Genomic DNA, 3,595 nt, shown 5'->3' on the forward strand with positions numbered 1-3,595 from the left:
GGTATCCAGTGGGTAGTGACAAGGCTAGCCCACCTGTACTAGAATGATAGCGTCAACTGAGCATTCTTAGTACAGCTTCTAAGCTAATACTAGATTACTTCGTCAAAGGGGATGATCGCAAGGTCATCCCCTTTTTCGTGTCTGTAATTTAAGGGCAATTGAACATAATAGGAATAATAAACACCGCATTTTGAATGGGGAAGGAAATGTTCTGTTACATAAATATCTTTAGCGTACATCACAGTTGGGAGGTTTAAGGTAAGCCTAACTGTATTATTTTTGACATGTTGTTTTTCTATTCTATGTTTTTCATTTAGGAGTTAGAGGGTGATAACTAAAAAAACGATAATATTGCATTGGATTAGTGGGTTTACCTTTATAGGTCTTTTTGCTCTTGGTCTTTATATGATTGATCTGCCAAGCAATCCTGAGAAGTATGAATGGTATGATATTCATAAATCAGTTGGTTTTTTATTCATGTTCTTTGCTGCCTTTAGATTAATTCATAGAATTAAAGAGGGATGGGTTACTTCTAGAGAGATATCTAGTTGGGAATATAATCTTGCAATCATTGTGCATGCGTTATTGATCATCTTTACTTTATTGATCCCAATATCTGGTGTTTTAATGAGTGGTGTTGGTGGGTATGGAGTTAATGTTTTTGGAGTGGTTGTTTTTCCTAAAGGGATTGAAATCTCTTGGTTATACGAGCTCTCATCACAAATTCATCATTCAATGGTTGAGCCTATTGTGTTTCTTGTCGTGTTACATGTTGTTGGGGCTCTAAAGCATCAATTTTTTTCTGACACTCGATCAATATCACGAATGATTGGGCGATAATTTAGTGGAAGGTAATTATCCATAGAGCCCTGAAGCTCCATAATTTAACGTCACTTAGTGCGCAGTCTGATTTAGACACAAAAATGGCTCCTGATTGGGAGTCGTTTTTCGTTACGGAGTCACGCAATTGAACATAATAGTGATATTCAATTAAGTGCTTTTTTTGGGGTTTCATTGAGGCTTTTATGAAGTTTTTAGTGTTGTTTGGTTTGATTTGGTCTTCTTTCTCTTTTGCCAGTGAAGTTAAACTTTTTAAGGAAGATGGTAGTGGGGTGAGTGTGTTTGGTAACGAATCGTATGTTGGTGATGAGATTAATAACAAATCAACGTCTCTTTTTGTTCCCCGAAGGGTATCGAGTCGAGGTGTATGAGCATGAAGGCTTTAATGGAGAGCGTGTCACGTACTTGTCTGGTACTCACAATCTAACGAAATTAAAGTTAAAGGTTAGTTCAATCATTGTTGAAAAAAACCTTCCTGGTCCAGATAGTCAATGGTGTCAGGATATAGCTGAGTATTGCTCGCAGTTTACAGCTCCTGATTTATATGCATTTTGTGTCCAGCAGCAGCCGGATTCCGATAATTGCTCACTTTATCCTGGGCCTAGATTATTTAACTAATATTCGTTAAATGTTTCATTTTTTGATTTTACATAAATAAACTTAGTGCGAAGTGCAGTGTTTAGGTAGAACAATGATTCTCTAAAGGTCGCTATAGCGGCCTTTTTTGTGCCTGATAGAAAGAAAAACGTAGGGAAATTGCGAAGTAAGGTATTGAGGAGTAAGATTAACTCTAGATAAAACAAAGCCCCGAATCTCACAATCAAACTTGGCGGAATGAATGAGAAGTCAGGGCTAAAGCTTAGGGTAATTTTAACACATGGATAGACAAAGACAATCCACACGTAACCGCCATAAGGGCAGTTATGTGTGAAAGCTAAACAGTCAAACACATTTCAACTCGATATAATCGAGACGCTCCCTTATAAGCCGTATTGCACCGATGAACTCGGTGTCACCTACATACGCCCCAAAAGCACTGCGATTAAGAAAAAATATTTGCAAGTGAACCAACCTAAGTTGGTCACTTACCTTGTCTTTGATATTGATCGACAAGGCGGTGTGTTGGCTTGGTACGACAATGATCTTCCTACACCATATTGGACGTCAAAGAACCCAGAGAACGCACACGCACACATTGCGTATCGCTTGAAAGTTCCATTCTGTACGTCTGATATCGCGCATAGTGAACCTATTCGCTACGCAGCTGCGATTGAGTCTGCGATGATTGAGCGTCTGAAAGCGGATCGTGGATTCGCAGGGTTACTGACGAAAAATCCATTGCACCCACATTGGCAAAATGAGTTTTGGACAGAGTATGAATATACACTCGACGAACTGGCTGATTATCTTGACCTGAAAGGTCATCCGTTACGTGGTAGCGAAGTATCAGGCTTAGGTCGAAATTGTGAGTTGTTTGATTCGGTGCGTCAGTGGAGCTATAAGGCGATTAGAGAGTTTTGGGCACCCAACTACAAGCGTAGCTGGAATTCGGCTGTCTACGACCAAGTGGAAGCCATTAACGCTCAATTTAAAGTGCCTTTGCCTGTGTCAGAAGTGAAAGCGATATCGAAGTCGATCGCTAACTGGACGTATCGAGAGTTTACGCCTGATAAGTTCCGTCAGAGCCAAGCTAAGAAAGGGGCGAAAGGCGGTAAGATTGGAGGTAAAATCTCTAAACGTAAGCCTGTAGAAAGTTCAGAAAGAACACTCAAACCTTGGGAAGATCTTGGTATCAGTCGAAGAACTTATTTTAGATGGAAGGCTGCTGGAAAGATTTAAAGAAATGGCACCAGATAAAGCCTTATCAGATAACAGCCCTTTTTAGGGTTGTTTGTGTTTCTATTTTTTCTTAGGTTTCCCTATGACTCATCTTATGCACATATCTAATGCTGTCCGTCGAGGACAAGATAAGGAGCGTATTGTTTTACGCTTTCTAGCTATTGAAACTTTTACTGATTTTGAGACTCTTTGTTTTCTTCTCCAGTCTGCTAAATCTAATACTTCTACGTTGCTTAAAAGAATGGTTGTGAAAGGCTTTTTGATTAAACGAACTGTTATTTTGAGATCTCGAAAGGTCAACCTATGGGGGATTGTTGGTGAGGGTGATACGTTCTTACGAAGCTTTAAAGGTTTGCGCTTTAGTTCGAACACTCTAGACCAAAAGCTTTTACTTCAACGTACTTCTATTGCATTTTCTCATTTAAGTTGGGCTACATTTCATCAATCTAATCATGATTCAAACTTTAGAAAACGTTACAGATTAAATCACTATCCTGATGCGCTTGTTACCTCCAAACATAATGATGAAATTTTGGCTATTGAGGTTGAATCTCGATTAAAAAGTCCTGTTCGTTATCGAGTCATTATCAAAGAACACATCTTAGCAAAACGGCAAGGATTTTGGAGTCATGTGGTCTTTGTTGTTAGAGATCTTGAGTATAAGAAAATGTTACGCCATCGCTTTAATCATATCGACTACATACCGTTTGATGAGTCTCGACAACCGTTCCATTGTCATGAGTCCATGATTAGCATTTTTACCATTGAAGAAATGAGCAGTTTTACTCCCTAAATAGTTCAGTTATCGGGGACTCACTACTTATAACTAAAATGTGAATAAGGTGATACCCGATCCAGTTATAAGTAATGAGTCCTTGAGGGACAATAAAAAACCAAAAGAAAAGAGCAGCTTAGG

General features: G+C 39.0%; 3 protein-coding genes. All 3 read left to right on the forward strand.

The window, feature by feature from the left end; all coding sequences use genetic code 11:
* Nucleotides 1–327 precede the first annotated feature (327 nt).
* The 3 genes from BCT49_RS07530 (at nt 328) to BCT49_RS07545 (ending at nt 3,472) form a co-directional block, all read left to right on the forward strand.
* The gene (locus tag BCT49_RS07530) at nt 328–840 is read left to right on the forward strand and encodes a cytochrome b (protein WP_102434727.1); all 513 of its coding nucleotides are present in this window, start codon (nt 328–330) and stop codon (nt 838–840) included.
* Between the two features lie 927 nt (nt 841–1,767).
* Entirely contained in the window at nt 1,768–2,679 is a 912-nt protein-coding gene (locus BCT49_RS07540) for a replication initiation protein (protein ID WP_102434729.1), read from the forward strand.
* A gap of 82 nt (nt 2,680–2,761) precedes the next feature.
* On the forward strand, nt 2,762–3,472 hold the full coding sequence (locus BCT49_RS07545) for a hypothetical protein (protein WP_102434730.1): 711 nt from the start codon (nt 2,762–2,764) through the stop codon (nt 3,470–3,472).
* Nucleotides 3,473–3,595: the final 123 nt, after the last annotated feature.

This window comes from Vibrio lentus, assembly GCF_002875945.1.
In the GTDB taxonomy this organism is placed as follows: domain Bacteria; phylum Pseudomonadota; class Gammaproteobacteria; order Enterobacterales; family Vibrionaceae; genus Vibrio; species Vibrio apostichopi.

What these genes read in the sequence shown, in the direction of transcription:
- BCT49_RS07545 (WP_102434730.1), top strand. Translation starts at nt 2,762, where the DNA reads ATGACTCATCTTATGCACATATCTAATGCTGTCCGTCGAGGACAAGAT.